The organism is Cedecea sp. P7760 (genome assembly GCF_013386425.1).
In the GTDB taxonomy this organism is placed as follows: domain Bacteria; phylum Pseudomonadota; class Gammaproteobacteria; order Enterobacterales; family Enterobacteriaceae; genus Cedecea; species Cedecea selenatireducens.
Window position 1 is genome coordinate 1 of the sequence record NZ_JACARU010000078.1, and the last position, 22197, is coordinate 22197.

Genomic DNA, 22197 nt, shown 5'->3' on the forward strand with positions numbered 1-22197 from the left:
TGAAGCTGACCGATAAGCCGGGTTCTGTCGTGGACAGTCATTCATCTAGGCCAGCAATCGCTCACTGGCTCAAGCAGCCTACCCGGGTTCAGTACGGGCCGTACCATGTGAACCCCTATTTGGCCTTGCTCCGGGTGGAGTTTACCGTGCCACGGACTGTTACCAGCCGCGCGGTGCGCTCTTACCGCACCCTTTCACCCTTACCTGATCCCGCTTGCGCGGGCCATCGGCGGTTTGCTCTCTGTTGCACTGGTCGTGGGTTTCCCCCCCAGGCGTTACCTGGCACCCTGCCCTATGGAGCCCGGACTTTCCTCCCCTCCGTCCGTCTCCCCCGAAGAGGACGACGACGAAGCGGCGACTGTCTGGTCAGCTTCGGCGCGCAGTATAGAGGGTTTCACCCTCCCTGTCACGCGGGCCCGCCAGAAACGAAAAGCTAGTCGCCGACAAGCACAACATCAATACCGCTTTTACGCAGCGCGCTCAGGCTTTCCGCCGGAATACCTTTATCGGTAATCACCCGGTGAATACGCTGGGTATCGATGATTTTATGCAGGCTGGAGCGGTTAAATTTGCTGGAATCCGTGACCACAATAATCCGTTCGGCGACTTCACACATTTTACGGTTAAGCCGGGCCTCGTCCTCGTTATGGGTGCTCACGCCGCGCTCTGGATCGATGGCATCCACGCCGAGGAAAAGCATATCGAAATGGAAGTTTTGCAGCGACTGTTCAGCGCTATCGCCGTAAAACGACAGCGACTGACGGCGCAGGTGCCCGCCGGTCATCAGCACCTCGACGCCTTCCGCTTCCAGCAGCGCGTTAGCCACGTTGATGCCGTTGGTCATCGCAATCACTTCTTTATGCTGGCGCATAAGACGGGCGATTTCATACGTCGTGGTGCCGGAGTCCAGAATCACCTTGTCACCGGGATTAATAAGATCGGCTGCGACCCGTGCAATGCTGCGCTTCAGTGACTTATTCAGCGAGCTTTTATCCTCCACCGAAGGTTCAGCCACCGCGCTGCCGGGTTCACAAATCAGCGCCCCACCGTAGGCACGAACGGCAATGCCTTGCTTCTCCAGGAAAGCGAGATCGTTGCGAATAGTGACGGTAGAGACGCCAAAAAAAGAAGATAAATCATTAACCTGTACGCTTCCCTGCTGGCGAAGGCGTTGAATAATTTGCTCGCGTCTTTCGCTGGTACCCGGAATACGTTTGTCCGTTGCGGTATCGCTGTTGCTCATAGGGTAACCTTTCAATATATCTTTCGTTTCATTTCTATTTGCCTATTAACACCTTTCTTTTAGCAGAAAGCAACCCCCAGGAATCTGCGCTCAAACGGCGCTTTTCGCCCTCCGCCACCTTTCATTATGTTTCTTTTGCGAAACAGATCTCAATTCCAGTATCTTTCTTTTTATTCTCAAACGCCATTCAGGCACGATTAAATGAAATGAATCGAAAGAAAATGTTTTAACCCATCGCCGTGGAGAGGAAAGTGAAACAGTTGACCGAATTTGTCGCTAGCCATAAACGGAACAACCAATGCGGGATCTTTGCCGTATGTTCTGCACATCCGCTGGTGCTTGAGGCGGCTATGCGCCATGCCCGTGAGGCCGGAACCAGCCTGCTTATCGAAGCTACTTCTAACCAGGTCGATCAGTACGGCGGCTATACGGGGATGACGCCGGCGGACTTCTGCGGCTTCGTCTACCAACTGGCCGAACAGCATCGCTTCCCCCACGCTAACCTGATTCTCGGCGGCGATCACCTTGGCCCAAACCGCTGGCAAACCCGGCCTGCAGAAGAGGCGATGTCTCATGCCGAAGAGCTGATTCGCAGCTATGTGGCCGCAGGTTTCAAGAAAATACACCTCGACTGCAGCATGTCCTGCGCGGGCGACCCGGTACCGCTCACTGACGATATCGTTGCCGCACGCGCGGCGAGGTTAGCTGCCATTGCCGAACAAACCTGCATCGACCACTTTGGTCAAGCCGACCTGGTATACATCATCGGCACAGAGGTGCCGGTTCCCGGCGGTGCGCACGAAACCCTTGCCGAGCTGGCCGTCACCACGCCACAGGCGGCCAATGCCACGCTGGAAGCGCATCGCAACGCCTTCTCTGAACAAGGCCTCAGCGCTATCTGGCCCCGAATTATTGGCCTTGTTGTTCAGCCGGGCGTCGAGTTTGACCACACCCGGGTGATTGACTACCAGCCGGAAAAATCTCGCGCGTTAAGCAAAATGATCGAAGCGTCACAGACCATGGTGTTTGAAGCGCACTCGACGGATTACCAGACAACGCAGGCGCTACGCCAGCTGGTAGAGGACCACTTTGCAATACTGAAAGTAGGCCCGGCGCTGACCTTCGCCCTGCGTGAAGCGCTTTTCTCGCTGTCGGCCATCGAACGAGAACTGCTTCCGGCCCACAAATGTTCCGGGCTAAGGGACGTGCTGGAAAGCGTGATGCTCGACCATCCGGAACACTGGCAGCAGCACTATCACGGCAATGGAGATGCGCTGCGTCTGGCGCGCGGCTACAGCTACTCGGATCGGGTGCGCTATTACTGGCCGGATCGCGACATCGACGACGCTTACGATGTGCTGGTCAAAAACCTGGCCCATGAACCCCTTCCGCTGCCGTTAATCAGCCAGTATCTGCCGCTTCAGTACGCCAGAGTGCGCGAAGCACAGCTGGCCGCCAGCCCTCACGAGCTGATTATCGACCATATTCAGGATGTGCTGCGTCAGTATCACGCGGCCTGTCACGGTGAGCCATCTTCTCATTAACACAATGATAATAAGGGAAATAACATGCCAAATATTGTCTTAAGCCGCATTGATGAGCGCCTTATCCACGGCCAGGTTGGCGTGCAGTGGGTCGGATTTTCCGGCGCTAACCTGGTGCTGGTCGCCAATGATGAGGTAGCGGAAGACCCTATACAGCAAAACCTGATGGAGATGGTGCTGGCGGAAGGGATCGCCGTGCGTTTCTGGCCGCTGCAAAAAGTCATCGACAACATCCACCGCGCGGCCGACCGCCAGAAGATCCTGCTGGTCTGCAAAAACCCTCAGGACTTCCTCACCCTGGTGAACGGCAGCGTGCCGGTAAAACGCATCAACGTTGGCAACATGCACTATGTCGAAGGTAAGAAGCAGGTCGCCAAAACCGTGTCGGTCGACGAACAGGACATTGCCGCCTTCTCCGGGCTGAAACAGGCCGGCGTAGAGTGTTTTGTCCAGGGCGTGCCGACGGAATCAGCTCAGGATCTTTATAAACTTCTCTGAGGTATTTGCTATGGAAATCAGCTTACTGCAAGCGATAGCGCTGGGCCTGCTGGCCTTTATTGCCGGTCTGGACATGTTCAACGGCCTGACCCATATGCACCGCCCCGTTGTCCTTGGCCCGCTGGTTGGCCTCATTCTCGGCGATCTCCACACCGGCATTCTCACCGGCGGCACGCTGGAGCTGGTGTGGATGGGTCTGGCCCCCCTCGCCGGAGCCCAGCCGCCGAACGTGATTATCGGCACCATCGTCGGCACCGCTTTCGCGATCGGCACCGGCGTGAAGCCAGAAGTTGCCGTCGGGGTCGCGGTGCCTTTCGCGGTTGCGGTACAGATGGGCATCACCTTCCTGTTCTCCGTGATGTCCGGCGTGATGGCACGAGCCGACCGCATGGCGGCTAACGCCGATACCAGAGGCATCGAACGCATCAACTATCTGGCGATGCTCACGCTCGGTATCTTCTATTTTCTGTGCGCTTTCTTGCCGATTTACTTCGGCGCCGACCATGCCAAAACGGCCATTGATATGCTGCCCGCGCGGCTCATCGACGGACTTGGCGTTGCCGGGGGCATCATGCCGGCTATCGGTTTTGCCGTCCTGCTGAAAATCATGATGAAAAACGTCTACATCCCCTACTTCATTATCGGCTTTGTGGGCGCGGCCTGGCTGAAGCTGCCGGTGCTGGCGATTGCTGCCGCAGCGCTGGCGCTGGCGCTGATGGATTTACTGCGCAAAGACCCAACTCCGCCGCAACCCGCTCGCGCTAAGCAAGAGGAATTCGAAGATGGCATCTGATACCCAAACGCTTTCTCAGGCCGCAGAGCCTGAAACCGTCATCACCAACGGTAACGACAATATCTATGAAGATCAGAATATTGGAGCGGAACTAACGCGGAAAGACATTAACCGCGTAGCGTGGCGCTCAATGCTGCTGCAGGCCTCGTTTAACTACGAGCGCATGCAGGCCTGCGGCTGGCTGTATGGCCTGCTGCCCGCCCTGAAAAAGATCCACACCAACAAACGCGATCTGGCACGGGCCATGCAGGGGCATATGGGGTTCTTCAATACCCACCCGTTCCTGGTCACCTTTGTTATCGGCATTATTCTGGCAATGGAACGCTCAAAGCAGGACGTGAACAGCATTCAGAGCACAAAAATCGCCGTTGGCGCGCCGCTTGGCGGCATCGGGGATGCAATGTTCTGGCTGACGCTGCTGCCGATATGCGGTGGCATAGGCGCCAGCCTGGCGCTGCAGGGCTCCATCCTCGGCGCTATCGTGTTTATCGTGCTGTTCAACGTGGTGCATTTGGGCCTGCGTTTTGGGCTGGCGCACTATGCTTATCGAATGGGGGTTGCGGCTATTCCGCTGATTAAGGCGAACACCCGCAAGGTAGGGCACGCCGCCTCCATCGTCGGGATGACGGTCATCGGTGCCCTCGTTGCAACCTATGTCCGGCTATCTACTACGCTCGAAATTACCGCCGGTGATGCGGTGGTTAAACTGCAGTCTGACGTCATCGATAAGCTGATGCCGGCGTTTCTTCCGCTGGTTTATACCCTGGCGATGTACGCCCTGGTGCGCCGCGGCTGGAGCCCTCTACGCCTGATTTGTATTACCGTCGTTTTGGCCGTTGTTGGGAAGTTTCTTCACTTCTTATAGTCAGGAGAAAAGCAGATGTTAAGCATCATTTTGAGCGGCCATGGAGGCTTTGCCAGCGGCCTGGAGCAGGCGATGAAACAGATCCTCGGCGAGCAGCCGCAGATTATCGCCATCGACTTCCCGGAAACCTCCTCCACGGCGAGGCTTACTGAACAATTTCAAGCGGCTATAGGCCAGCTTGATGAACGCGAAGGGCTGGTCTTTCTCACGGACCTTTTAGGAGGAACGCCGTTCAGGGTCGCCTCAACGCTGGCGCTCGAGAAACCAGAACGCGAGGTAGTCACGGGCATCAACCTCCAGCTGCTGCTTGAAATGGTGCTGGAGCGAGAAGGCTTAAACAGCTGCGAGTTTCGCCAGATGGCGCTGGAGTGCGGCCATCGTGGCCTGACAAGCCTGGTCGACGAGATGGCTCGCCACCGAGCCACGGAAGCCAGCGAAGAAGGTATCTGAAGCAAATGACCGGGTAGCCCCTCTCCAGTTTCGCCCCCCGTTTAATGAAAGCGGCCTCCTCTGCTGCTTTCATTATGCATCACTTTGGCCTGCGGCCTGCTCCGCCGCAGACCTTTCCTTTTCTTTTCCACAACGCTTTAACATCAAAAAATATCTTTTTAAATCATTTAATTAAGATAAAAATGACGATCTGCGCCGTGGTTTTCGTTTTATTTCTTTTATACATATTGATCTTATCAAAACCTTTCTATACATTTCCTTTAAGCACTAACAACCTTTAAATGAAATAAAACGAAAGGTCGCCATGCGATCCAGCATGACACCTGACTCTGCAATGCTAAGGACTTAGTCATGAGTGAAACCTCCGCTGCCGCAGGCCGCAGCACTTCCACCTGGACCGAAAGAGAGATTCGCCAACAGCCAGCCAGCTGGATCCGCTCGCTACAGCAGATCGATCGAACTCGCGATCGCATCACCGCCTTCCTGTCTCCACTGCTCGCCGACGATAAGCTGAAAATTATTCTTACCGGCGCGGGAACCTCGGCCTTTATCGGCGACATCATTGCGCCCTGGCTTTCTCGCCACACCGGCAAACAGTTCGTTGCCGTCCCGACCACCGACCTGGTGACAAATCCACTGGACTATCTCACCCCGGAACAGCCAACGTTGCTGGTATCCTTCGCCCGCTCCGGCAACAGCCCGGAGAGTGTGGCAGCGGTGGATCTTGCCAATCAGCTCGTTAAATCCTGCCATCATCTGACCATCACCTGTAACGAAGGCGGCAGCCTCTATCGCAGCGCGCTGGAAGACAGCCGTTCATTGCCGCTGCTCATGCCGGCGGAAACCCACGATCGCGGCTTTGCCATGACGAGCAGCATCACCACCATGATGGCAAGCTGCCTTGCGGTCTTCGCGCCGGAGATAATCAACACCCGATCGTTCCAGGACGTGGCGCACCGCTGCGCGCAGATAATTCATTCTCAGGGGGACTTCAGCGAGAGCCCATTTGGTGCCCTTCCCTACAAGCGCGTGGTCTACCTTGGCAGCGGTGGCCTGCAGGGCGTGGCACGGGAAGCCTCGCTCAAGGTGCTGGAACTCACGGCGGGCAAGCTGGCGGCGTTTTACGACACGCCGACCGGCTTCAGGCATGGCCCCAAATCCCTGGTGAATAACGAAACGCTGGCGATCGTGCTGGTTTCCAGCGATCCGTACACCCGTCAGTACGATCTGGATCTGCTGGCAGAGCTGCGACGAGACAGCCTGGCAATGCAGACGATCGCCATTTCGGCAGCAACCAGCCCGGAAATCGAAGCTGGCCCGCACATTCTGCTGCCCGAGGCCGACCGCACGTTCCTCGACGTTGAGCAGGCGTTCTGCTTCCTGATGTATGCGCAGATTTTCGCACTCACCTCGTCCGTTAAAGCAGGTATTACGCCAGACACACCTTCCACCAGCGGCACGGTAAACCGCGTGGTAAAAGGCGTCGTCATTCATCCCTGGAAAGGCTGAGAGGTTCATCATGAGCATTATTTCGACGAAGTATCTGCTTCAGGACGCACAGGCCAGAGGCTATGCGGTACCGGCTTTTAATATCCACAATGCCGAAACCATCCAGGCGATCCTTGAAGTCTGCAAAGAGATGCATTCCCCGGTGATCCTTGCCGGTACGCCCGGAACGTTTAAACACATTGCTTTTGAAGAGATTTACGCCCTGTGCCATGCCTATTCAGAAAGCTACGGCATGCCGCTGGCTCTGCATCTTGATCACCATGAAAGCCTCGCAGATATCAGCCGCAAAGTTAACGCTGGCGTGCGCAGCGCCATGATTGACGGCAGCCACTTCCCGTTTGCAGAAAACGTGCAGCTGGTGAGATCGGTGGTCGACTTTTGCCACCGTAACGACTGCAGCGTCGAGGCCGAACTGGGCCGTCTCGGCGGCGTGGAGGACGACATGGACGTGGACGAGGAGAGCGCTTTCCTCACCGATCCGCAAGAAGCGCGCCGCTTTGTTGAACTCACCGGCGTCGACAGCCTGGCGGTCGCCATCGGTACTGCTCACGGGCTGTATACCAAACGCCCGAAAATAGACTTCAAACGGCTGGGCGAAATCCGCGAAGTCGTCAGCGTGCCGCTGGTGCTCCACGGCGCCAGCGACGTCCCGGACGAGTTTGTGCGTCGCGCCATCGAGCTTGGCGTCTGCAAAGTAAACGTGGCAACGGAACTAAAAATCGCCTTCGCCGCCGCGGTGAAAAGATGGTTTGGAGACAACCCGGAAGGCAACGATCCGCGTTATTACATGCGCGTCGGCATGGATGCGATGAAAGAGGTTGTGCGCAGCAAAGTCGCGGTATGTGGATCGGCTAATAAATTGCTGCCGGAATCAGAAGCAGCCCTGTAACTCACTCCCGTAAGGACCTCTGATGAAGACAATAATAAAAAGCTCTCTACTGATGATGTTGCTAAGTCACGTGGCGATGGCCGCACAGTACCAGTTGGAAAACGATAACCTTGCCGTCTCTTTCGACGATTCAGGTTCGGCAGCGGTGATTAAAGACCGGCTTTCCGACCATAAACTGGCGCCCATCGAGCTGTTTTTCCTGACGCTACCGGATGAAAAGGTTCTCCATACCGCCGACTTTAAAATCAAAAACGTCAGCAAAACCGCAGACGCCATTCGGATTGATTACGAACGGGACGACTTCTCGGTCAACGTGACCCTGAAGCTGCTTAAGGGGAAATATGCGGCGGTGGACTATACGTTCCAGGCAAAAGGCCAGCCTCGCGATGTCGCAAAAATTACCTTCTTCCCGACCAAAGGCCAGGCTCAGGCACCTTATGTTAACGGTGCCATTAACAGCTCCCCGATCGTCGCGGACAGCTTCTATATGCTGCCGCAAAAGCCGATTGTGAATACCTACGCTTACGAAACCACCACCAACCTGAACGTCGGACTCAAAACGCCGATTAAAACCGACGCGCCGGTGACCTATACGGTCTACTTCGGAACGTTTGAAGCAACCGACCAGCTCCGCCGCAGCTTTAACCAGTTTATCAACGCCATGCGTCCACGCCCTTATCAGCCCTATCTGCATTACAACAGCTGGATGGACATCGGTTTCTTTACGCCCTACACCGAAAAAGACGTGCTGACGCGCATGGATGAATACGCCAGCGAGCTGATAAGCAAGCGGGGCGTGAAGCTCGACGGCTTCCTGCTGGATGATGGCTGGGATGATTTAACCGGAAAATGGCTGTTTGGCCCGGCGTTTAAGCACGGCTTTGGTGCCATCAAAGAAAAAGCCGACAGCCTGCATACTTCAGTCGGCCTGTGGCTCTCGCCGTGGGGGGGCTACAACAAACCGCGCGACGTGCGCGTTTCACACGCCAAAGAGAACGGTTTTGAAACCGTGGACGGCAAGTTTGCACTCTCAGGCCCAAACTATTTCCGCAATTTTAATCAGCAAATCATCGGGCTTATTAAAAACGAACATATCACTTCGTTTAAGCTCGACGGCATGGGCAACGCGAACTCCTATATCAAAGGCAGCCCGTACGCCTCGGACTTTGATGCCTCCATCGAGTTAATCAGGAACATGCGGGCCGCCAACAAAGACCTGTTTATCAACCTGACCACCGGCACCGACGCCAGCCCGTCCTGGCTATTCTACGCCGACTCTATCTGGCGTCAGGGCGATGACATCAACGTCTACGGCAAAGGCTCTCCGGTGCAGCAGTGGATAACCTATCGTGATGCAGAGACTTATCGTTCGATTGTGCGTAAAGGGCCGCTGTTCCCGATTAACTCGCTGATGTACCACGGTATCGTCAGCGCCGAGCACGCGTACTTTGGGCTGGAAAAAGTACAGACGGATCGGGACTTTGCGGATCAGGCATGGAGCTACTTTGCCACCGGCACTCAGCTGCAGGAGCTGTATATTACGCCGTCAATGCTGAACAGCAGCAAATGGGACACGCTCGCCGACGCGGCGAAATGGTCACGGGCAAACAGCAGCGTGCTGGTCGACAGCCACTGGATTGGCGGTGACCCAACGCAGCTCGAGGTTTATGGCTGGGCATCGTGGAGTAAAGAAAAGGCAATTTTAGGCCTGCGCAACCCGTCGGATAAGCCGCAAAGCTACTATCTCGACCTGAATAAGAGCTTTGAAATTCCGAACGGTGAGGCCACGAGTTTTACGCTGAAGCAGGTTTACGGCAAGAACGAGACGCTGGCCAACGACTACGGTAAGCCGCTGATTGTGACGCTGAAGCCTTTGGAAACGCTGGTGATTGAGGCCACGCCGGTAAACTAATAACATTATAAGGCCCGAAGGTATGGACTGCTCCCATATCACGGGCCTTATTCATGTTGTTATTCGCAAGATTTTTCTGCCACCAGCACAATACCATGACGAGATTCATCAGGAGACAGGCTCCAAATCTCCGACTCTGGAATGCTTTCTCCGTCATAGCTGACACGCTCCCCATCATAGGGATAGAAGTGACCACTCTCGGTATCCAGCACATACACCTTAACTTGCTTCGATGAACGGGCAATACGCCGCCAAATTCCCTGCCCCCCAGCGTACTGCTCATGATCGCTCATCAGGATCAGATTCTTCTCCAGGATAAGGTGCTCATAAAGCGTGGTTGCGACTCGCGTATCACGTGCCGGGCTGTCGACAACCACACCCTCAACCTGAGTCACGGCTTTCGCTTCCCAGTAACGCTTCACGGCAACAATAGATTCTTCCTGCCTGGTGCTTTTGCGAGGGATAAGATCCAACTTAGCCACAACCAGATGGCGAAGTTCGTTGTTGTCATCAAGAGTGGGTTCGGCATAGATAATCGCCGCCGCAGTTTTATCTTTGCGAAAAACGAATAAAGCGGGTTCACCCAGAATTTCCGTGGTTCCAGAAATATCGAATGCTCTTTCTAATGCTGCAGGGCTGTAGCTGATGGGGTAAACAACCATCCTCGAATCTCCTGGTATCAATACCGGCATAAACTTTAACTCCCTTAAAGTCATTCAGTCATGCACAAATTAACACCAGGGAGTTCGTTTTTTAAACACTAACCGCGTTGCGATGTGAAAACCAGGAGACGGCTCGAGAAAACTATTTCTCGCTGTTTTCTACAGCATGTTTATACAAAGCATTTTTCTTCACGCCGTGGATTTCGGCAGCCAGCGCAGCGGCTTTTTTCAGCGGTAATTCTGTTTGCAACAATGCAAGCGTACGCAGCGCTTCGGCCGGCAGCTCGTCATCGCTTTGGGCTTTAAAGCCCTCAACAATCAGCACCATTTCGCCTTTACGGCGATTTTCATCTTCCTTTACCCATGCCAGCAGTTCGCCGACGGGTGCACCGTGAATCGACTCCCAGGTTTTGGTCAGCTCGCGCGCCAGCACCACGTAGCGGGATTCGCCCAGCACCGCACAGATATCTTCGAGGCTATCCAGCAGGCGGTGGGTTGATTCATAGAAAATTAGCGTTCTTGGCTCCTGCTCAATGGCCTTAAGCGCATCGCGGCGGCCTTTTGATTTTGCAGGCAGAAAACCTTCGTAGCAGAAGCGGTCGGACGGTAAACCCGCCGCGCTGAGCGCTGCGATGGCGGCGCACGGGCCAGGCAAAGGCACAACGCGAATGCCTGCTTCGCGACAGGTGCGCACCAGGTGATAACCCGGATCGTTAATCAGCGGCGTACCGGCGTCGGACACCAGCGCGATGCTTTGGCCTTCCTTCAGTTTTGCCACTAACGTTTCGGCTTTTTGTTGCTCATTGTGATCGTGAAGTGCGAAGAGTCGCGCATTAATCGCAAAATGCTGCAGCAAAAGGCCGGTATGGCGAGTATCTTCTGCGGCAATCAGATCAACGCTTTGCAACACCGAGAGGGCCCGCTGTGTGATGTCCCCGAGATTGCCGATAGGCGTCGGGACGATGTAGAGCGTACTGGCTGAAATCGCCGCCGTTTCGTGTTGTTTCATTGTCTCATCCGTATTGCCGATTTAATATTGTACATTGGGATATAAAAACCACTGGATACAGAATGCTACCCTCAACCTTGAATCGTTCGAAAGCCGGGCGCTGCCTGCCTGTGTTGCTCGCGGCGCTGATTTTTGCCGGCTGTTCTACTCAAGCACCGGATCAGTCCGCTACGCTGCTGCAGGGCGAGACCACCGCCGGGTCCGCTTACTATCTGCAGCAAATGCAGCAAAGTGCAGATGATAGCAAGACCAACTGGCAATTACTCGCCATTCGTTCCCTGCTAAAAGAGGGTAAACCTCAGCAGGCCGTTGCGTTGTATAACCAACTGCCGCAGCAACTCAACGATGCGCAAGCTCGTGAACAGCAGTTGCTGGTACCGGAAGTGAAGATTGCGCAGAAAGACTTCAACGCCGCCTCTGCCCTGCTGGAAAAGATTGACCCGAGCGCACTCGACAAGGGCCAACAGAGTCGCTACTACCAGGCCGTGATTGACGCTTCCCAGGGACGCCCTTCTTTAGCCCTGCTGCGCGCCTACATTGCTCAGGAACCGCTGCTGAAAGGTGATGCCCATCAGAAAAACATTGATGGCACCTGGCAGGTTTTGTCGCAGTTCTCCCCAGAACAAATGAACAGCCTGGTGATTAATGCCGACGAAAATACCCTGCAAGGTTGGCTGGATCTGCAGCACGTCTGGAGCGATAACCGTAACGATCCAAACATGCTGAAAGCTGGCATTCAGGACTGGCAAACGCGTTACCCGAACAACCCAGGCTCGAAAACGCTGCCAACCCAGTTGGTGAACGTACAAAACTTCAAGCCGGCCTCAACCGGTAAAATCGCCCTTCTGCTGCCGTTAAACGGCCAGGCAGCGGTGTTTGGTCGCGCCATTGAACAAGGTTTTGAAGCGGCAAAAAATAACGGCGTTGCGCCGGTTACCGCCGTGCAGTCAGCCGCACCGCCTGTAGACCCGAATGCACAGCAGCAGGTTTCCCCGCCGCAGGAGCAACCTCAAGCGCAGGTAGACCCGAATGCAGCCGTGAGTCCGGCAAGCGCGTCCGTCAGTGACCTGACTGACCAAAAAGCACAGGCCGCGACACCACAAACGGCAACGCCAGCCGCGCAGCCTGATGCACAGACTGCGCCAGCCGTTGCAGCGAGCCCGGCTTCAGAAATTAAAATTTACGACACCAGCAGCCAGCCGCTCTCACAGGTTCTGGCTCAGGCACAGCAGGACGGCGCCACGCTTGTCGTCGGCCCACTGCTGAAAAACAATGTCGATCAGCTAGCCAGCACCAACAGCCCGCTGAATATTTTGGCGCTCAACCAGCCAGAAAACGTCCAGAACCGACCAAACATCTGCTACTTCGCGCTTTCTCCGGAAGATGAAGCCCGCGACGCCGCAGACCACATCTGGCAGCAAAACCACCGTAATCCATTGATGCTGATTCCAGCCAATGCCCTGGGCGACCGCGTAGCGAAAGCCTTTGCCACCGAATGGCAGAAGCTGGGTGGCAACCTGGTGCTGCAGCAGAAATTTGGCTCAATCAGCGATCTGAAGCGCGGGATTAACAGCGGCTCCGGCATCGCCTTAACCGGCACGCCGGTGAACACACCGTCCAATACGCCTCCGGGCGTGACCATCGGCGGGCTTACAATTCCAGCGGCACCGACCGACGCACAAATCACCGCAGGCAGCAGCGGCAACGTCGACGCGGTATATATCATTGCCACCGCAGAAGAAGTTGCTCTGATCAAACCGATGATTGCGATGCGTACCGGTAGCCGCAGCAGCGCTCAGCTGTATGCCAGCTCGCGCAGCTCGCAGGGCGTTAACGGCCCGGACTATCGTCTGGAAATGGAAGGATTGCAGTTTAGCGAAATCCCGATGCTTTCCGGCGGCAACCCGCAGCTGATGCAGCAGGCGTTACGCAGCGTCAATAATGACTACTCGCTGGCGCGCCTGTATGCGATGGGCGTGGATGCCTGGACGCTGGCAAGCCATTTCTCCCAGATACGCCAGGTGCCGGGTTACCAGGTGAACGGCAACACCGGGCAACTGACCGCCAGCCAGGACTGCGTCATCAACAGGAAATTAAATTGGCTGCAATTCAGTCAGGGCCAGATAGTCCCGGTATCCTGAACCGCCAGCAACGCGGCGCGCGCTATGAACAGCAGGCGCGCCGCTACCTTGAGCGCAAGGGACTGCGCTTCGTTACGGCGAACGTGCATGTTCGCGGCGGCGAAATCGACCTCATAATGAAACAGCAGCAGGTTATCGTCTTCGTAGAGGTGCGCTTCCGGCGTAACGATAAGTTTGGCGGTGCAGCCGCCAGCGTCACCCGCAGCAAACAACAGCGCCTGCTATACGCCGCGCAGGTTTGGCTTAGCGGCAGCGGCAAAAGTTTTGATACTGTAGATTGCCGTTTCGATGTGTTAGCTTTCACCGGCAATGAAATAGAGTGGCTGACCAACGCGTTTGCCGCCGATATCTAAAAAACTCCAGGTAGAATCAACGTGCTTGAAAGAATCAAAGGCTGCTTCACGGAAAGTATTCAAACTCAGATTGCCGCAGCGGAAGCCCTGCCGGACGCCATCTCCCGTGCAGCGATGACGCTGGTTCAGTCTTTACTGAACGGCAACAAAATCCTCTGTTGTGGCAATGGGACCTCCGCCGCCAACGCACAGCATTTTGCTGCCAGCATGATCAATCGTTTTGAAACAGAGCGTCCTAGTTTACCGGCCATTGCACTTAATGCAGATAATGTGGTCTTAACCGCGATCGCTAACGACCGTCTGCATCAAGAAGTGTATGCCAAACAGGTTCGTGCGCTGGGCCACGCCGGGGACGTTTTGCTGGCTATTTCCACCCGAGGCAATAGCCGTGATATTGTCAAAGCGGTTGAGGCAGCCGTCACCCGCGACATGACCATCGTTGCGCTGACGGGCTATGACGGCGGCGAACTGGCAGGACTGTTGGGGCCACAGGATGTTGAAATCCGAATCCCTTCTCACCGCAGCGCCCGCATCCAGGAAATGCATATGCTGACGGTAAACTGTTTATGCGATCTGATCGACAATACGCTATTTCCGCACCAGGATGGCTAATAGCTAATTTTGAGATAGGAGAAGGAATGAACATGAAGGCCATTACGCCACTCGCAGTTCTTATTTCCGCGTTGTTGCTGCAAGGCTGCGTCGGTGCCGTTGTTGTGGGAAGCGCCGCCGTTGCGACAAAATCCGCGACCGACCCGCGTACCGTCGGGACGCAGGTTGATGACAGCACGCTTGAGTTACGCGTGAACAGCGCGCTCAGCAAGGATGAGCAAATCAAGAAAGAAGCACGCATTAACGTGACGGCTTACCAGGGCAAAGTGCTGCTGGCCGGCCAGTCGCCAACCCCAGACCTCTCTTCTCGCGCGAAGCAAATCGCGCTGGGCGTAGACGGCGCAGCCGAAGTCTATAACGAAATTCGGATTATGCCTCCGGTCGGCCTGGGCACCGCGTCGAGCGATACGTGGATCACCACGAAAGTTCGCTCTCAGCTGCTAACCAGCGATCAGGTGAAGTCTTCTAACGTGAAAGTCACGACGGAGAATGGCGAGGTGTTCCTGCTTGGCCTGGTGACCGAACGCGAAGGTAAAGCCGCGGCGGACATTGCCAGCCGAGTAAGCGGCGTGAAGCACGTGACCACCGCGTTCACTATCCTGAAATAACTGCCCCTCACCCTAACCCTCTCCCCACAGGGGAGAGGGGATAAGCCATAGCCCTTTTAACTAAGGGCCATTGACGATTACAGCTTACTCAGGCACTCCATCGCCACCGCTTTAAAACTGTCAAAATCCTTGCTGTCGCGCAGCCGAATCATCGCCCGCTCGCGCAGGAACGTCACAAACAGGTCGTAAATCGCCATCGCCTCTTCGTATTCACTTTTGCTGATAGCCAGCAGGAAGATCACGTGCGCCGTTTCGTCGCCCCAGCTGATACCGTGCGGTGCCAGCACGGTGTAGACCACGGTTTTTTTCGCCAGCAGGCCTAACGAGTGCGGCAGCGCAATGCCCTCACCCAACATGGTGCTGACGATCGCTTCTCGCTCCACCACCGACGGATGGAAATCTGAGTCAACGACACCTTCCCGCTCCAGCTGCTCGCAGAGCGTCAGGAATAGCTGCTGCTGGGTCATCGGCTGGTCGATAATACGAAAGTGGCTGGCATCAAAGAATTTCTCCAGCATGTAAGGGCGAGTTCTGTCCACCAGTACCAGCTTGCCAAGCTGCTCCAGCTGATAATCGGTCGGGAACGGCGCCATCATCACAACCGGCTTTTCTTTCTCGCTGATGCGCGCCGTGCTGATCACAAAATCTTCATCCACCGCGTCGAGCTGTTCGTAGTCGCGCAGGGAAATAATGTGGGTTACTTCCACCTGCGGATATTTACGCAGCAGCATGGCCTGCAGCATGCGCACCGTCGAGTTGCCGGTATCACAAACCAGCAGCACGCGAGGATGACGCTGGTAGCCAATGTTGTAGTGGCGCTCCAGGCCAACGCCGATATGCAGCACCAGAAAACCAATTTCGTTCTCGCTAATAGCGTAAGGCGTGTATTTTCCCCAGCTTGAGACCGCCGCCAGCGTCATGTCGTAAGCCAGCGGATAATGCTGCTTGATGTTGGCCAGCAGTGGATTCGGGATGTTTATCTGGTAGCGTACCCGGGTGATCATCGTTTTGATGTGGGTGAGCAGGTCGGCGTGCAGCTGCTCGTCACCGAGCAGGTTGTAGTTATAGTGGGTGTTGATGTAGCGCAGGATGTAGTTAACCAGCGCTTCGTCATCGTCGGCATTGATCGCGCTCGGCGCCACTTCCTGCACCTGCCGTGAAGCAATATGCACCTGCAGCCACTGCTCTTCGGCTTCCGCCAGGGGTTTACCCGCCAGCTGCTGCATCAAGCCGGCAATCTGGCGCGCGGCCTCTTTCACCTGTATATCGACGTTATCCGCCGTGAACTCCGGCAAAGGATAGCCCTCGCTGATGCGGCGCACCGCCACCGAACAATAAAGACGAATAAACTGCTCGCCCTCATCGGTTAAGCGGATGCGGCAGCGGGTAAAACAGTCATGCAGCGAGCTGGTGAGCTGCTCAGGCACGCCCGCGTTAAGGGCTTCTTCGGTCAACAGGGGATTTTCGCTGTCCTCTAAGGTCAGCTGCCACAGCAGATCCGTCAGGCAGGCGCGAATAGACGTTTCGCTGCCAAACAGCTTCATGCCGTGGCGCGGGCGCGTCTCAATGGTCAGATGGTAGCGGTTGAACCACTCACGCACCTCCGCCATATCGCTTTGCAGCGTGGCGCGGCTGACAAACCACTCTTCGGCCAAATCTTCGAGCTTCAGTGAAAACGCCGCCGTCAAAAAACGCACCACGAGGTAATGCACGCGTTCTGGTGAAGTACGCGGGATACGCAGCTGGCGCGGGCGATGCTGAACCAGCTCGCCGTAACGTTCAGCATCCTCGATATTCAGCTGATAGCCCGCGCCACGGGTCAGCGTAAACTGAGCCCCGAAGCCGGCCATCAGCGCATTAAGCGCCGTGATATCGGCTCTTACCGTGCGGGTAGAAACGGACAAACGCCGCGCCAGTTCATCCTGGGGCAGCGTTTCGTTTTGCAGCATCTCAAAAAGCTGAGCCAGCCGTTGATTGGGGAATCTCACTACCGTTTCCTTTGGTTGTCGGGGCACACTGGCGCCCCGTCCTGCTTTACTTAAACGGGGTGAAGACCATCTGCGACGGGCTTCCCACCGCCGTATAATCCTCGATAAAGGTTAATTTACCGTTGCCCGGCGCCACGCTAAAGCGAGTGATATTGTCGCTGCGCTGGTTCAGGGCATAAAGATGTTTGCCGGTGCTGTCCAGCGTCAGGCCTCGTGGATAGTCGCCACGCGTCCAGATATCGTCCTGATGTGTAAGCTCGCCGTTAGAGCCCACGCTGAAATGTGCGATGCTGTTATGCAGACGGTTGGCCACATACAGCTGCTTGCCGTCGTGGCTCAATACCAGGCCCGCCGCAAAGCTTGTGCCCTTATAGCCTTTTGGCAGCGAAGAGATGGTCTTCCCTTCGGTCAGCGTGCCTTTCTCACGGTCGAGCTTGTAATGGCTAAGCGTAGAGGCTTCTTCGTTAATCAGCCACAGGCCTGAACCGTCCGCAGAAAAGACAAAGTGGCGTGGCCCTGCGCCTTTTGAAGAGGCGGAGATGAACGGCGGATCGTTTGGCTCCAGCACGCCTTTGTTTTGATCAAAGCGATACTGGTAGATCCGATCCAGGCCAAGATCGGTCGAGAAAACAAACTTGCCGCTCGGATCGGCGGCAATCATATGGGCATGCGGGCCGTTATGATCGCTGGCGGCGAAGCTACCTTCTACCGCTGCTTCTGGTTTCGCCGCGCCCGGCTCGCCGCTGTCCTGATGTTTGTCGCTGGCTTCCTGCAGGCTGCCGTCGGCATTAACCGGCAGCACGGCGATAGAGCCGCTCACGTAGTTTGCCACCAGCAGGTGCTTGCCTTGCGGCGTCAGGGAAAGGTAAACCGGGCCTGCGCCACCGGAAGAAACCTGGTTTAGTTCGGTCACACTTCCGTCATCGCCTACGCGCAATGCTGCTACCACGCCTTTCTCCGCTTCGCTGGCAACGTACAACGTCTTGCCGTCCGGCGACGCGGTAAGCTGCGCGGCGTTTGGCAGCGAGCTAACCAGCGTTTTCTCGCTAAGCGCACCGGTTTTGGCGTCCACCTGGAAGCGATAAAGACCTTCGCCGTTCGGGTTGTAGGTGCCAACCCAGGCATAATGGCTTTGCGCCGCGCTGTTGCCGGCGGCGAGTAAGGCAAATGAAGCAACAAGCAGAGTGCGTGCAGACATGCGTTTGTCCTCGAAGTGTGGTTGATGAGGATTATACCCTCACCCTAACCCTCTCCCTAAAAGGGAGAGGGGATCTTTCTTTTCCCCCTCGCCCTTTTGGGGAGAGGGGATCTTTCTTTTCCCCCTCGCCCCTTTGGGGAGAGGGGACCTTTCTTTTCCCCCTCGCCCCTTTGGGGAGAGGGGATCTTTCTTTTCCCCCTCGCCCCTTTGGGGAGAGGGTCGGGGTGAGGGGAAACAGTGCTTTACCCCACCAGCTTCTTCGTCATCGCCAACAGCGTAGCCACATCCGCCGGGCGCGTATTGCCGCTGGCCTTGTCGATAATCGAGCTGTAAATATGCGGGATCACTTTGCTGACGCCGGCGTCCAGCGCAATCTTCAGGATCTCTTCGAAGTTTTCGAGATCGATACCGCCGGTCGGCTCCAGCCAGAAGTCATGCTTCGCACAGGCTTCCGCTACCGCCTGATACTCTTCGCGGCACTCCAGCCCGCCCATCGGGAAGTATTTGATTGAGCTGCCCCCCATATCCTTCAGCAGCGCAATAGCTGTTTCAACAGGCACGATGCCGTCTGCCGCACCGGAGCTTAACGGACCGGTGGAGATTTTCACCATTCCGACGGTGCCGGTTGGCGAAACCAGGCCGTTAACCACGCTGTCGTTCTGGCCCAGCAGCGCACGGCTGGTGCCCACGCCGGTAAAGACCTGATTGACGTGCTGAGGCTGAATCTGGCCAGAGATTTCACTCACCATCGCCGATTGATTCGGGTCGCCCGCACCAAGACCGACGGACAGCGCGTTGTCGATAAGCGCCGCATAGTCACGCATATCGGCAACCGCACTTTCTACATCCTGATAATTTTTAGACAGCACGCCGACCAGCACGTGGCCTTCTGCCGCCTGGTAAATCTCTTTGGCGTTCTCCTTAGAGCCTGCCAGCACGTTCAGGCAAACGCGGTCGCGGTAAAAATTTGGGGTCAGTTTCATGCTTATTTCTCCTTGCTTACCAGCGCTTTGATGCAGCGGTAAATAATCTCCAGCTGTGCCGCGCTTACGCTGCGCACATCCGCTTCAATAATGCCTTCGTTCGCCTTATAGCCACGGAAGTAGATGGCGTATTCGCCCTGCTTCAACGCGCTGACCAGCTCGCCGGTGCTGATGCCGACGGTCGCTTCGTCGAACTTGATTTCGCTGCGGGCGATATCGCGGCCGGCTGCATCCCACACTACGCGGGCGGTTACGCCATTCAGCGTGTTCAGGCTGTCGATAAACGGCATCATTTTGGCGACCATTTCGGCCCCGCTCTCTTTGGCCGCGCTCAGGTAATGTTCAATCGCGCAGGTCAGGCCGAGGATGCCTTCTTTGCCAACTTTCATTGCACGCCCGATGCCGCCGGTTTGCAGCTTCACCCACTCGACGTACTGCTCTTTGCCGATCACCAACCCGCTGGTTGGGCCTTCGATAGCTTTCGCCCCGCTGTAAATCACCAGGTCGGCCCCGGCACGGTAATAGCATGCCAAATCTTCTTCTGCCGCAGCGTCTACGATCAGCGGCAGGTTGTGTTTACGCGCCACGACCACGGCCTGCTCAACGCTGAGCATGCTTTTCTGCACCGAGTGGTGGGATTTGATATACAGAATGGCCGCCGTGCGTGGAGAAATAGCCGCAGCCAGCTGATCCGCTGAACATTCGTTGGCGTAGCCTGCTTCGACGATTTTGCCACCGCCCAGGTTCACCATGGTGCCAACCGGCGCGCCGAAGTTAACGTTGTGGCCTTTCGGCAGCACGATCTCGTTGTTCTCCAGCGGGGCCGCATGCAGGTTCTCGATCAGCCATTGATTGTCTTTCACCAGCACCGCCGCCACGGACTGGGCGATACCGGCAGAAGCGCAGGACACCACGGTCGCCGCCTCAACGTCGAGCAGCCCGGCAATGTAGGCGCCTGTCTTATTAACCAGATCCTTCATTTCAAAGTAGTGGTTCATACCGGTGGTTACCGCGTCCACCACTTCCGGACGTGGCGTGGACACGCCGAGGGCGGTCATGCGGCCGGATGCGTTAATTACCTGTTTTAAATTGTATTTTTCATAGATCGAAGACATGTTCTGTTTTCCCTTATTCACAGTCAAACCACTTCCCGGCGCGCACCGCAGCCAGCGCCACCAGCACCTGGTCACCCGTCAGCGTTTGCTGCTCTGCGTCGGTAAATACCGTTGGCTGACGGCGCAGCTCGAAGACGGTCAGGTCGCCGTCCAGCCCTACGGCCAGGCGGCCTTTATTTTTCAGTCGTAATCCATCGGCAGCGTGAACGGTCACGCAGTCGATCACCTGAGGCAATGACAGGCCGATGGAGAGGAATTTAGACATCACCGCGCCGAGTGAATGCACCGGGCCGCTGATGCGGTTGCGGCAGTAGATGTCCGAGCTGATGCTGTGCGGCAGAATGCCCTGCTGAATAGCGACACGCGCCACGTCAAAACTAAAGCTGGCGGTGCCGTGCCCTACATCCAGACGCACACCGCGCTGAATAGCCTGCGCTACGGAGGCTCTCAGTTGCCCGGCCGGGTTGAGAATGCGGTTTGGCTTGCCGTTGTAGCAGTGAGTAATGATGTCGCCGCTGGTCAGCAGTTCGGCCACTTCATCGAGGTCCGGCGGGTTGTTGCCGATGTGCACCATCAGCGGCAAATCGCCGTTTTCTTTCTGGATAGCCTTGGCGCGCACCAGCGGCGTAATGCCGTTATCGCCCACCACGCTGCTGCTCATCCGCGCTTTTAAGCCCACGATAAAGTCCGGGTGGCGCTTCACCGCGCCGCGCACGGCGTCAGCGTCGATATTCGCCATATTGGACAGTTCGTTTTGGGCAATCAGGCCCACGCGGGAAATGTTCAGCAGGGCATAAACTTCGGTCGTCGCGCTGCGGGTGATTTGATAGAAATCGTCGACGTCATCGGCGCCGGTGCTGCCCGCGTCGACCACCGTAGTGACACCGGTATGAATGCCCACGCTGTCAGGCTCGTCGTGGTAGATAGGGGACCTGGGGTAACAGTGAACGTGGGAGTCAATCCAGCCGGCGCTAACGTAGTATTCGCCGTTCAGCTGGCGTTCTTCAGTTGCCTCGCCGGTTATCTTGCCTAAGGCGGCAATCTTGCCGTCCTTCAGGGCGATATCGATCACGGTATCGTCCACCAGCCGCGCCTCGCGCAGGATCAGGTCAAACATATTTTTCTCCTTAACTGGCGGGCGAGCCGCAGCCCGTCCGCCCTGGAAATACTGCTTACAACGCTACCGGGAAGATCGAGCCTAAGATCATTGCGCCGAGGATCGCCCCGCCGGTGATCGGTTTGCCCCAGAGATAAAACAGCAGAGAGCCCACCAACGAGCCGATACCGATTGGAATCGAAGCCGTCATGGCGCTGAGGATAATCAACGGCCCGAGGAAGCGGCCGGAAGCGTTACCCGCGCCCATCATGACATCCGCCCCGTAGGTGGAGTCGCTCTGATTGATGGTGAACTTACGCGCCAGGATGATGAGGTAGCCAATGGCCAGGCCAATCACCAGCCCGGTGATCAACGAAGCGCCAAAGTTAGCGACCGGGAAAACAAAGCCTGCGCCCAGCAGCAGCGCCGGAACGCCGAGGCCTACGCCGGTTTGAATCGCCCCACCGATATCCAGAATCCCCACCAGCGAACCTTCAATGATGCGGGCAAACAGGAAGCTTGCGCCAAACGCCGCCACCGCACCGTAAACGCCGGTATCAATCCCCGACTTCAGCATCGCCACGAAAGCCACTTCGTTAAACGCGCCGATGCCGTACAGGTAGTACATATGCGTCCCGGCAAACACGCCGGAGGAGAGCAGGCCCACAAAGATTGGGAATGACCAGTCCGCGTACCAAAAACCTTTATTCTGTTCCATGCGTTATCCCC

21 protein-coding genes and 1 other RNA gene are annotated in these 22197 nt (G+C 56.3%); 12 read left to right on the top strand and 10 right to left on the bottom strand.

Annotation, left to right across the window (positions count from 1 at the left end; genetic code table 11):
- Window positions 1-374: RNase P RNA component class A (gene rnpB / locus HX778_RS22560), an RNA gene on the bottom strand; the annotation flags it as partial.
- A 59-nt stretch (window positions 375-433) separates the two neighbouring features.
- On the bottom strand, window positions 434-1243 hold the full coding sequence (locus HX778_RS22565; protein WP_038476265.1) for a DeoR family transcriptional regulator: 810 nt from the start codon (window positions 1241-1243) through the stop codon (window positions 434-436).
- A gap of 251 nt (window positions 1244-1494) precedes the next feature.
- Here HX778_RS22565 and kbaZ point away from each other — a divergent pair, with 251 nt between their 5' ends.
- The 8 genes from kbaZ (at window position 1495) to HX778_RS22605 (ending at window position 9703) form a co-directional block, all read left to right on the top strand.
- Window positions 1495-2787 carry a tagatose-bisphosphate aldolase subunit KbaZ gene (gene kbaZ / locus HX778_RS22570; RefSeq protein ID WP_176983124.1) on the top strand — a complete coding sequence of 431 codons (1293 nt, stop codon included), beginning with the start codon at window positions 1495-1497 and terminating at the stop codon, window positions 2785-2787.
- A 24-nt stretch (window positions 2788-2811) separates the two neighbouring features.
- Complete coding sequence (gene agaV / locus HX778_RS22575; RefSeq protein ID WP_038476271.1) at window positions 2812-3285, top strand: PTS N-acetylgalactosamine transporter subunit IIB; 474 nt, start codon at window positions 2812-2814, stop codon at window positions 3283-3285.
- A gap of 10 nt (window positions 3286-3295) precedes the next feature.
- On the top strand, window positions 3296-4078 hold the full coding sequence (gene agaW / locus HX778_RS22580; protein ID WP_038476274.1) for a PTS N-acetylgalactosamine transporter subunit IIC: 783 nt from the start codon (window positions 3296-3298) through the stop codon (window positions 4076-4078).
- Window positions 4068-4943: a PTS N-acetylgalactosamine transporter subunit IID gene (agaE, locus tag HX778_RS22585; RefSeq protein WP_176983125.1), complete on the top strand. Its 876-nt coding sequence runs from the start codon at window positions 4068-4070 to the stop codon at window positions 4941-4943. The genes agaW and agaE overlap by 11 nt, the downstream gene beginning before the upstream one ends.
- Window positions 4944-4958: 15 nt before the next feature.
- On the top strand, window positions 4959-5393 hold the full coding sequence (agaF, locus tag HX778_RS22590) for a PTS galactosamine/N-acetylgalactosamine transporter subunit IIA (protein WP_038476280.1): 435 nt from the start codon (window positions 4959-4961) through the stop codon (window positions 5391-5393).
- A 351-nt stretch (window positions 5394-5744) separates the two neighbouring features.
- Complete coding sequence (locus tag HX778_RS22595) at window positions 5745-6902, top strand: SIS domain-containing protein (protein WP_176983126.1); 1158 nt, start codon at window positions 5745-5747, stop codon at window positions 6900-6902.
- A 10-nt stretch (window positions 6903-6912) separates the two neighbouring features.
- Window positions 6913-7791 (top strand): tagatose-bisphosphate aldolase subunit KbaY, encoded by an 879-nt coding sequence (kbaY, locus tag HX778_RS22600; protein WP_038476289.1) that lies wholly within the window; start codon window positions 6913-6915, stop codon window positions 7789-7791.
- A gap of 22 nt (window positions 7792-7813) precedes the next feature.
- On the top strand, window positions 7814-9703 hold the full coding sequence (locus HX778_RS22605) for an enterotoxin (RefSeq protein ID WP_176983127.1): 1890 nt from the start codon (window positions 7814-7816) through the stop codon (window positions 9701-9703).
- A 59-nt stretch (window positions 9704-9762) separates the two neighbouring features.
- Here HX778_RS22605 and HX778_RS22610 read toward each other — a convergent pair whose 3' ends face one another.
- Window positions 9763-10365 (bottom strand): hypothetical protein, encoded by a 603-nt coding sequence (locus tag HX778_RS22610; RefSeq protein WP_038476295.1) that lies wholly within the window; start codon window positions 10363-10365, stop codon window positions 9763-9765.
- A 142-nt stretch (window positions 10366-10507) separates the two neighbouring features.
- Window positions 10508-11374, bottom strand: a complete 867-nt coding sequence (rsmI, locus tag HX778_RS22615) for a 16S rRNA (cytidine(1402)-2'-O)-methyltransferase (protein ID WP_176983128.1) — start codon at window positions 11372-11374, stop codon at window positions 10508-10510.
- Between the two features lie 62 nt (window positions 11375-11436).
- On the opposite strand from rsmI, the gene HX778_RS22620 reads away from it, so the two are divergent.
- Genes HX778_RS22620 through dolP form a run of 4 tightly spaced genes read left to right on the top strand, consistent with a single transcriptional unit; the run spans window position 11437 to window position 15088 of the window.
- Window positions 11437-13515, top strand: a complete 2079-nt coding sequence (locus HX778_RS22620; RefSeq protein ID WP_176983129.1) for a penicillin-binding protein activator — start codon at window positions 11437-11439, stop codon at window positions 13513-13515.
- Window positions 13473-13868: a YraN family protein gene (locus tag HX778_RS22625; protein ID WP_176983130.1), complete on the top strand. Its 396-nt coding sequence runs from the start codon at window positions 13473-13475 to the stop codon at window positions 13866-13868. The genes HX778_RS22620 and HX778_RS22625 overlap by 43 nt, the downstream gene beginning before the upstream one ends.
- Window positions 13869-13889: 21 nt before the next feature.
- The gene (gene diaA, locus HX778_RS22630) at window positions 13890-14480 is read left to right on the top strand and encodes a DnaA initiator-associating protein DiaA (RefSeq protein WP_038476306.1); all 591 of its coding nucleotides are present in this window, start codon (window positions 13890-13892) and stop codon (window positions 14478-14480) included.
- 32 nt (window positions 14481-14512) lie between these two features.
- A complete protein-coding gene (gene dolP / locus HX778_RS22635; RefSeq protein ID WP_038476309.1) occupies window positions 14513-15088 on the top strand; it encodes a division/outer membrane stress-associated lipid-binding lipoprotein in 576 nt (191 codons plus the stop codon).
- A 77-nt stretch (window positions 15089-15165) separates the two neighbouring features.
- On the opposite strand, the gene HX778_RS22640 is transcribed toward dolP, so the two are convergent.
- The 6 genes from HX778_RS22640 to HX778_RS22665 all read right to left on the bottom strand — a co-directional run bounded on the left by HX778_RS22640 (window position 15166) and on the right by HX778_RS22665 (window position 22186).
- Window positions 15166-17076 (bottom strand): transcription antiterminator, encoded by a 1911-nt coding sequence (locus HX778_RS22640; RefSeq protein WP_038476312.1) that lies wholly within the window; start codon window positions 17074-17076, stop codon window positions 15166-15168.
- A 46-nt stretch (window positions 17077-17122) separates the two neighbouring features.
- Entirely contained in the window at window positions 17123-18274 is a 1152-nt protein-coding gene (locus HX778_RS22645) for a lactonase family protein (protein WP_176983131.1), read from the bottom strand.
- A gap of 242 nt (window positions 18275-18516) precedes the next feature.
- Window positions 18517-19257 carry a KDGP aldolase family protein gene (locus HX778_RS22650; protein ID WP_176983132.1) on the bottom strand — a complete coding sequence of 247 codons (741 nt, stop codon included), beginning with the start codon at window positions 19255-19257 and terminating at the stop codon, window positions 18517-18519.
- Between the two features lie 2 nt (window positions 19258-19259).
- Window positions 19260-20372 (bottom strand): DgaE family pyridoxal phosphate-dependent ammonia lyase, encoded by a 1113-nt coding sequence (locus HX778_RS22655; protein ID WP_176983133.1) that lies wholly within the window; start codon window positions 20370-20372, stop codon window positions 19260-19262.
- Window positions 20373-20385: 13 nt separating this feature from the next.
- A complete protein-coding gene (locus tag HX778_RS22660) occupies window positions 20386-21489 on the bottom strand; it encodes an amidohydrolase/deacetylase family metallohydrolase (RefSeq protein ID WP_176983134.1) in 1104 nt (367 codons plus the stop codon).
- 55 nt (window positions 21490-21544) lie between these two features.
- On the bottom strand, window positions 21545-22186 hold the full coding sequence (locus tag HX778_RS22665; RefSeq protein ID WP_038476326.1) for a DUF4310 family protein: 642 nt from the start codon (window positions 22184-22186) through the stop codon (window positions 21545-21547).
- Between the last annotated feature and the right edge of the window lie 11 nt (window positions 22187-22197).

Excerpts from the sequence above, each read along its gene's own strand:
- HX778_RS22605 (WP_176983127.1), top strand. The coding sequence starts at position 7,814 with ATGAAGACAATAATAAAAAGCTCTCTACTGATGATGTTGCTAAGTCAC.
- HX778_RS22655 (WP_176983133.1), bottom strand. The coding sequence starts at position 20,372 with ATGTCTTCGATCTATGAAAAATACAATTTAAAACAGGTAATTAACGCA.
- HX778_RS22595 (WP_176983126.1), top strand. The coding sequence starts at position 5,745 with ATGAGTGAAACCTCCGCTGCCGCAGGCCGCAGCACTTCCACCTGGACC.
- HX778_RS22660 (WP_176983134.1), bottom strand. The coding sequence starts at position 21,489 with ATGTTTGACCTGATCCTGCGCGAGGCGCGGCTGGTGGACGATACCGTG.
- kbaY (WP_038476289.1), top strand. The coding sequence starts at position 6,913 with ATGAGCATTATTTCGACGAAGTATCTGCTTCAGGACGCACAGGCCAGA.
- dolP (WP_038476309.1), top strand. The coding sequence starts at position 14,513 with ATGAAGGCCATTACGCCACTCGCAGTTCTTATTTCCGCGTTGTTGCTG.
- agaV (WP_038476271.1), top strand. The coding sequence starts at position 2,812 with ATGCCAAATATTGTCTTAAGCCGCATTGATGAGCGCCTTATCCACGGC.
- rsmI (WP_176983128.1), bottom strand. The coding sequence starts at position 11,374 with ATGAAACAACACGAAACGGCGGCGATTTCAGCCAGTACGCTCTACATC.
- HX778_RS22645 (WP_176983131.1), bottom strand. The coding sequence starts at position 18,274 with ATGTCTGCACGCACTCTGCTTGTTGCTTCATTTGCCTTACTCGCCGCC.
- HX778_RS22620 (WP_176983129.1), top strand. The coding sequence starts at position 11,437 with ATGCTACCCTCAACCTTGAATCGTTCGAAAGCCGGGCGCTGCCTGCCT.
- agaF (WP_038476280.1), top strand. The coding sequence starts at position 4,959 with ATGTTAAGCATCATTTTGAGCGGCCATGGAGGCTTTGCCAGCGGCCTG.
- agaE (WP_176983125.1), top strand. The coding sequence starts at position 4,068 with ATGGCATCTGATACCCAAACGCTTTCTCAGGCCGCAGAGCCTGAAACC.
- HX778_RS22665 (WP_038476326.1), bottom strand. The coding sequence starts at position 22,186 with ATGGAACAGAATAAAGGTTTTTGGTACGCGGACTGGTCATTCCCAATC.
- HX778_RS22565 (WP_038476265.1), bottom strand. The coding sequence starts at position 1,243 with ATGAGCAACAGCGATACCGCAACGGACAAACGTATTCCGGGTACCAGC.
- agaW (WP_038476274.1), top strand. The coding sequence starts at position 3,296 with ATGGAAATCAGCTTACTGCAAGCGATAGCGCTGGGCCTGCTGGCCTTT.
- HX778_RS22650 (WP_176983132.1), bottom strand. The coding sequence starts at position 19,257 with ATGAAACTGACCCCAAATTTTTACCGCGACCGCGTTTGCCTGAACGTG.
- HX778_RS22610 (WP_038476295.1), bottom strand. The coding sequence starts at position 10,365 with ATGGTTGTTTACCCCATCAGCTACAGCCCTGCAGCATTAGAAAGAGCA.